Here is a 6,681-nt window from a genome sequence, read left to right as displayed (position 1 = left end):
ACAAGCTCTACCAAGGACAACTCCACCGCCCTGCAGCCTAGAATCGTGTCCCACATGTACCGAGACACCCGTGTCCCACATGTATCAAGACAGCACACGGCCTCTGCGACGAGTTTTCGTGCACATGCGGCGAAGCCGCTCAACTCACCCCGTCACCTCGACCGGAATCGCTCCGATTGTCTCGACGGAGGATCCGTTCCACTGGTAGCGCACCAAGGCTGGCCCACCACCCGGGGAGATGGCGTCGTCACCTGGGACTCGCCAGCGGTACGCGATGGTGACGAAGTCGTAGCCGGAGTCCGCGACACTCATGTTCGGATACGGAACGTCATTGGCCTTGCCCAAATACTGGCCGTCGTGAAAGAAGAGCAAATACGACGGGTCGTCATACATGTTGCGGCTTTCGGGTCGCGTCAGAAAGGTGACCAGAGGTAAGCACGGGTATGAGCTCGTGCTGTCGACCCAACCTCTGCCCTCGAAGGGTGGGAGCGATGCAAGAGCCGCATCTCGCGCCGAGTTCTCCACGCACACCGACCCGGTCGCCGGATCCACGGTGCCAGCGGGTGCAGGAACGGGTGCAGGCCCGGGCGCGGGAACGGGTGCGGGACTAGGTGCAGGACCGGGAGCCGGGTTCGCGCGGGGCGGGTTCAGCACTTCCGGCGGCAACTGGTCGAGCATGTCGACCGACGACCCGTTCCACCGGTATCGCACGAGCGCGGGTCCGCCCGTCGGATTCGCGTTCGCATCACCAGGGTTGGTCCACTTGTACGACACCGCGACGGTGTCGGAGAGCTGATCGACCACGGTCGTGAACGCGTACTGCTCGGCCGTTGCGGTTCCGAGATAGGTGTTGTCGTGGAAGAACAGCACGGTTTCCGGGCTACTGCTGGTTGCATCCGCGATGCGCGCGGTGGCCCAGGCCAGCGTTGCGCAGGGGTCGCCTTGCTCGTCGAGTTGCCAAGCGCTGGCCATGAACGGGGTGAGACCACCGATCGCGTCCTGAACTACGGAGTCTTCGAGACAGGTGGACGACCCTCCCCCGACAGGCGCGCCCGGAGTTGTCGATGATCCCGGTGAGGTCGTCGGGGCGGCGGAGGAGGTGGGTGTCGCTGCTGTTCCGGACCCGGGAATGCCGGCCGCTGGGGTGCCCGAGTCAGGACTCGAACACCCACTCACGATCAATGCGACGACGGCCAGCCCCGCACACACTCGAAGTTTCATACCCGGGTGTCGAGCGTCACGAACCGACCGTTACTTCAGATCACGATCCTTCACCGAGTCGAGATCCAATCGAGTCGTATCCGCTACCGGTGAGTGCTGCCGACCAACGCTCGACTGCTCCCCCACAGGGCGAAGCCGAGCAACAGGAAGCCGGGCAAAATTGCACCGATCGCGTCGATAGAGCTGTCGGCGGCACCCGCAGCGGCGAGAATCAGGGCGAGTACGCCGAGCGCGGTCAACGCCACGCCGAGGCCGGTGAAGAAACGTAGCCTCCACACCAGAGCGAGGGCGACGAAGTGCACGCCGACCACCGTCGAAATCCACGCAACCGCAGCCTGCGGTGCATCGAGTGGACCGTTGATGATCGCGAGACCGCCGAAGATTGCAACCACCTCGACGGCGACCACGACCCAGTACCCGCGGCCGAAGCCGCCGCGGGCACCGTCCTCCGGAGCGGGGGCCGGCTGGACTCGCCACACCGCGAGAAGCACGACGACCAACGCCGCCGCTGCGACGACACGCAGCCCGATGGTCAAGGTCGTCGGAAACGTATCCGAATTGACGAAGACGAAGACCAATCCGAAAACGGCTCCGATGATCGAGCCGATTTTTTCGGGAGCCATGCGTGCTCTGGGTTTCACGTGGCCCACCGTCGCACAGTTTCACCGCGTGTACAGCGAATCTGGCCGATCGATCGTCGTGCGCGGAACCTCGGTGTCTATTACGACTTTCCGTGCACGTGCGGCGACGCCGCTCTACTCCGGAACAGAGCTGACAGTGAACGGCTCGACGGGTTCTCCCCCACGCTTGTCGAACTGACTGTTCACCACGAGCAGCCGATCATCCACTGCGGCAACGGTTGTGGGGTAGGCGAACGATGCGTCGGTGATTTCGCCGGTGACCGCGCCGGTTCTGCCGTCGTCATTCAGGTCGACCTTCGCGATCAGACCGTCGCGATTTCGGACGACGTACAGTGTGTCGTCGTCCATCTCCATACCGTCGCCGTTCACGAGCGTCGCTCCGCCGAGATCGACCTGGGTGACCTCCTTGGAGGTCTTGTCGATGCGATACAGGTTGCCGGTGCTCGACTGCACGACGATCAACGCCGATTCGTCGTCGTTCTCGACGATGCCGTTCGCATTGAAGCCCTCTCCGTATGCAAACGGGGTGCCGTCGAAGCTCACGAATGTCTCCAGCGGACCGTCCTGCGTCCCAGCCACAATCTGATCGAAGGGAATGCGGTACAGCGCCGGGCTGCGTGAGTCCGTCACAAAGGCATCGCCGTTGTCGGCAATCGCAACGTCGTTGAGGAACGTCGCGTCGGTGCCGAGACCGTTGGTGAACGTGGCCACCAGATCACCGGAGTTGGCGTCGTACACCCACACCTTGCCTGTCGCTCCACCGGCGATCACCAAGTAGTCGGGCCGATCGTCGTCATCGGTGACATCAATGCCGGCAGCGCCGGTGCGTCCGTCGGCTCCGCCGGGCAAGAACACAGAAACATCCGGGGATCCGACGGTTCCGCGGAACACTGCGCCGTCGGAGGTGGACGTCACGTAGAACGTGTCGTCCGCTGCGGTGATGCCTTCGGGGAACACTCCGGTTCCGGGCAGGTTGTAGACCATTGCAGAGCTCGAACTCGGTGACGTCGACGCCGACTCCGACGCCGACGCGGCAGAATTGCTTGGGGTGCTCGGTGCCGGCTCCGCCGAATCAGAGGACCCGCAGGCACTCAGCAGCAGTGTGGCGACGGCAACAGCAGGGACTACTCGAGAGACTCGGTTCACATCATCGAGTGTTCCATATGTCTCAATTTGCAGGCATTTCTCCTGGTGAGCAGATTTCTGGTCCGTCCGTTTCGTACAGTCGTTGTCATGAGTGACCTCTCACCCCTCGCCGCAGCCGACAGCGACCTCGGAGGGATCGCCGGATGGGCAGTGGGTCTGATGGAGGCCATCGGTGGCCCCGGCGCAGGAATCGCGGTGGCCGCCGAGAACTTCTTCCCGCCGCTACCCAGCGAGATCATCCTGCCGCTGGCGGGCTTCACCGCATCGCAGGGCGGCATGACTCTGTTCGGTGCATTGTTCTGGACCACGGCCGGCTCGGTCGTCGGTGCGTTGGTTCTGTACTGGCTCGGCATCAAGCTCGGACGTGACCGGATGTACGCCATCGTCGAGAAGATGCCGTTCGTCGGAACCGAGGATCTGACCAAAGCGGAGGACTGGTTCACCCGTCACGGTCGGTCGGCGGTGTTCTTCGGCCGCATGATCCCGGTAGTCCGCTCGGGCATTTCCATTCCGGCCGGAGTATCACGGATGCCGATCCTGCAGTTCACGCTGTATACGACTCTCGGCAGCCTGATCTGGAACTCGATCTTCGTTCTCGCCGGTTACTTCCTCGGCGAGAACTGGCACTACGTGGAGAACTACGCCTCGGTGTTCCAGTACATCGTCATCGGCATTGTTGTGGCATTGATCGCGTGGTTCATGGTGAAGAAAATGAAGTCCAGGCGCGTCGAGGTTCGGTAGACCCTCACAGGTCTTCGATGTCGATGAAACCGTCCTGCAGAGCACGGGCAAGCAACGTCGCTTTGGTGGGTGCGCTGCGCCCCACCGCGGAATACTTGGCTCGGATCCGGGACAAGTGGGTGTTCACGGTCCCCATCGCCAAATAGAGCGAGCGCGATGCCTCCGCTTTCGAGTCCGAGATGAGCCATGCGGTGAGTACTTCGATTTCACGAGCGCTGAGCCGTGGATCGGGGGCATCGCCGATGCGGATGTCGAGAATTGTCATGGAGATCCTTGATTTCGGGCACCACAGCTGTCCCGGCGGTGCGATACGGCCAATGACACCGCACTCGATCCGTGGCGTCACTCCGTCGAATGACCGAGGTAGCTCTCAACCGAGAGTGAATACTGTCACCGGCACCGTCGCGGTCGGCCTCACCTCGGTAAAGTCCTTCCCCATGAACGAGCTCGACGCGACCGCCACCCACCTCGTCGAGGCAGCTGTCACATTGTTGGTCGCGGATCCGCGAAGGATTCTCGAACGCGGTGTGCGCGTCGAGGACGTCGTCCACGCATCCGACTCGTCGACAGCGACGTTCTTCCGCAAATTCAGCACAAAGGCCGACTTTCTCGACCAGATCGTCGAGCATCTTTCCCGCACACCACTGCCCGCTGACGTTCACCGGACTGTTCGCACGCAGGTAACGGACAGCGGTGCATCGATTCGCGCGACGGTGTCGGCGCTCGTAGCGCACTACTTTCCGGCAATCGTCGACCGGAAGAGCATCACCGAGTCTCTTCTCGACCACGTTTTCAGCGGGCCGTCTTCTCCTACCCTCGCCAGTAATTACCGCGTCCGAGACGAAGCCGTGTTGGAGGCATTCGAGGCACTGTTCGACCCCGACGGTGGGGCCTTTCGCCGTCCCTTCACGGCCCGATCGTTCGCAGTGACGGTCAACGCCATCATCGACGGCTTTCGCATCCGCAGTCAGGTGGACGCCGCATCCGTATCGGCCGATGTGCTGTCCGACGCGGTACTTGCCTTCCTCGGGGCCGTCGTCGACACGTCGGGACAGCATCAGCACCTCGATGACGTCGTGGGGGAAGTCGGTGTACCGGTCGAGCACCGCCCACTTCCTCGCGATCCGCGTGCTGCGATCGTCACCGTTGCGCGCGACGAGTTCGGAAAGCGCGGCTACTTCATGACGCGTATGGACGACGTGGCCGACATCGCAGGAGTGCCGAGGGCGGCATGCAAGACGCTCTTTCCGACCAAGCCGTCCGTCATCGTTGCAGCACTGCAGAATCGAGTCGATCGTCTTCGCGAGTCAGTAGCCGACGACCAGCTATTGGGCCTCGACGAGCTCACGATTCTGCGACATCACATGCTGCGGTGTGCGCAGCTCGCCGCCGACGAACTCGAATTCATGGACGCTCTCCTCGTCGCCGTCGCACACGACACGTACGGCGAGCCGGAGGGATTGATCTCGATCAAGGAGAAGCTCAACCTGCCGGCGATCATTGCACCGGTCATCGCTCGGGGTCAGGACAGCGGGATCTTCCGAAAGAGCTCGAGCCCAGTCGATCTCGCAGCAGGCATCACCAATACTCTGCTGATGCGGTGCTTCACACGACGACAGAACAGCCCTCAGGACAATGCGAACTTCGTCGCTGAACTTCTCCTCGACGGCCTCGGTGTGCACTGAGCATCGACCGACTGCGTGTCATCGGACCCGCCGGATTCCGTCGGCGAAGCGGTCCAGCGCAGCGAGAATCTCATCCGCCTGCCAGACCCTGTTTCGTCGCCCCTTCGATGTCTGGTGAAGGATGTCAGCCTCGATCAGCTTGCCGATCGCTCGCTGAGCCGCGATCTCGCTGACCCCGAATGTGCTTCGCACATAGGCATTGTCGACAACGGGCTGCGCCACCAGCGCGTCGACGAGCTTCCAGATGACCGAGTCGCTGCGAGCCACGATGCGCTCGATGTACTCGGCCCGAGCGGCGGCCAGATCGTCGACCAACCGTCGCCCACCGGTAACTGCATGAAAGGTCGCCGCGGTGAGACTCCGAACGATTGCCTCCACATCTCCTCTCCGATAGGCGTCGAGGCTCTCGAAATAGCTGGCGGTATCGGTCAGCAATCCGGCCGACAGCGGAACCGTCACTCGCTCGGTCACGTCGGCCCTCCGGAGCATTCCGTGGATGATCGCGCGGCCGGTGCGACCGTTTCCGTCCGTGAACGGGTGGAGCGTCTCGAATTGCGCGTGTGTGACTGCTACGTGAGGGATGACCGGGAGGTCCGAGCGAGCCGCGAACTCGAAAAGATCGTCCAGCGCGTCCGGCAACCGATCGTGATGCGGCGGTACGAAAGCCGCGCGGTGCGGGCCGATGTCCGATCCGCCGATCCACACCTGTTGTGTGCGCCATCGGCCGGGCTGAGGGTCGCCACTCGGCTCCATCAGCGCATGGTGCATGGCCAGAACACTCGATGCGTCGATGGACGTACCCACCTCGAGAGCAGCTTCCATCGCGCGGACGTTTCCCGACACGATCGATGCATTCCGTGTTGTGGGCGAACCCAATTCGGCGAGTGCGAGCGCCCTGGCTCCCACGGTCAGATTCTCGATCTGCGAGGATGCTGAGCTTTCCGTTCGCAGCAGAATCGAACTCATCGGTGCCAGCTCGACCGATGGACCGAGTTGCACCGAGGCGTACTGGTCGAAGCGAACGATCTCGCGGAGAGCGTCCTCCGATTCCGCAAGCAGCTGCGCGGGCAACGCCAAATCCGCATCCGCGATACGCGCCGGCACGCACGCGCGATAGTCACCCTGATGCAGCCGACGCTGGGCGCGCGAGGTGTAGGTATCGGACGCCTGCCATGGTCGACGCTCGAATTCGACCGCAGGCCATCGGCTCGCGTCCTGATCATCCGTCATCGACGAACCATACCAAA

At 62.8% G+C, this 6,681-nt stretch carries 7 protein-coding genes; 2 read left to right on the top strand and 5 right to left on the bottom strand.

What is annotated here, in order from left to right:
• Positions 1–144: 144 nt before the first annotated feature.
• The 3 genes from CH305_RS17475 to CH305_RS17465 form a co-directional block, all read right to left on the bottom strand.
• Entirely contained in the window at positions 145–1,221 is a 1,077-nt protein-coding gene (locus tag CH305_RS17475) for an LppP/LprE family lipoprotein (RefSeq protein WP_094704403.1), read from the bottom strand.
• Between the two features lie 83 nt (positions 1,222–1,304).
• A complete protein-coding gene (locus CH305_RS17470; protein ID WP_141215870.1) occupies positions 1,305–1,862 on the bottom strand; it encodes a hypothetical protein in 558 nt (185 codons plus the stop codon).
• A 114-nt stretch (positions 1,863–1,976) separates the two neighbouring features.
• Positions 1,977–3,008, bottom strand: a complete 1,032-nt coding sequence (locus CH305_RS17465; RefSeq protein ID WP_094704402.1) for an SMP-30/gluconolactonase/LRE family protein — start codon at positions 3,006–3,008, stop codon at positions 1,977–1,979.
• Between the two features lie 87 nt (positions 3,009–3,095).
• Between CH305_RS17465 and CH305_RS17460 the strand changes: the two genes are divergently transcribed.
• Positions 3,096–3,749, top strand: coding sequence for a DedA family protein (locus CH305_RS17460; RefSeq protein ID WP_094704425.1), 654 nt, complete (start codon positions 3,096–3,098; stop codon positions 3,747–3,749).
• 4 nt (positions 3,750–3,753) lie between these two features.
• On the opposite strand, the gene CH305_RS17455 is transcribed toward CH305_RS17460, so the two are convergent.
• Complete coding sequence (locus CH305_RS17455) at positions 3,754–4,014, bottom strand: LuxR C-terminal-related transcriptional regulator (RefSeq protein WP_094704401.1); 261 nt, start codon at positions 4,012–4,014, stop codon at positions 3,754–3,756.
• A gap of 172 nt (positions 4,015–4,186) precedes the next feature.
• On the opposite strand from CH305_RS17455, the gene CH305_RS17450 reads away from it, so the two are divergent.
• A complete protein-coding gene (locus CH305_RS17450) occupies positions 4,187–5,434 on the top strand; it encodes a TetR/AcrR family transcriptional regulator (RefSeq protein WP_094704424.1) in 1,248 nt (415 codons plus the stop codon).
• Between the two features lie 18 nt (positions 5,435–5,452).
• On the opposite strand, the gene CH305_RS17445 is transcribed toward CH305_RS17450, so the two are convergent.
• Positions 5,453–6,664 (bottom strand): Fic family protein, encoded by a 1,212-nt coding sequence (locus CH305_RS17445; RefSeq protein WP_094704400.1) that lies wholly within the window; start codon positions 6,662–6,664, stop codon positions 5,453–5,455.
• Positions 6,665–6,681: the final 17 nt, after the last annotated feature.

Source organism: Rhodococcus sp. 15-649-2-2 (genome assembly GCF_002258645.1).
In the GTDB taxonomy this organism is placed as follows: Bacteria; Actinomycetota; Actinomycetes; order Mycobacteriales; family Mycobacteriaceae; genus Rhodococcoides.
Note: the sequence above shows the minus strand (reverse complement) of the source record. Positions and strands in the feature narration are given on the sequence as shown.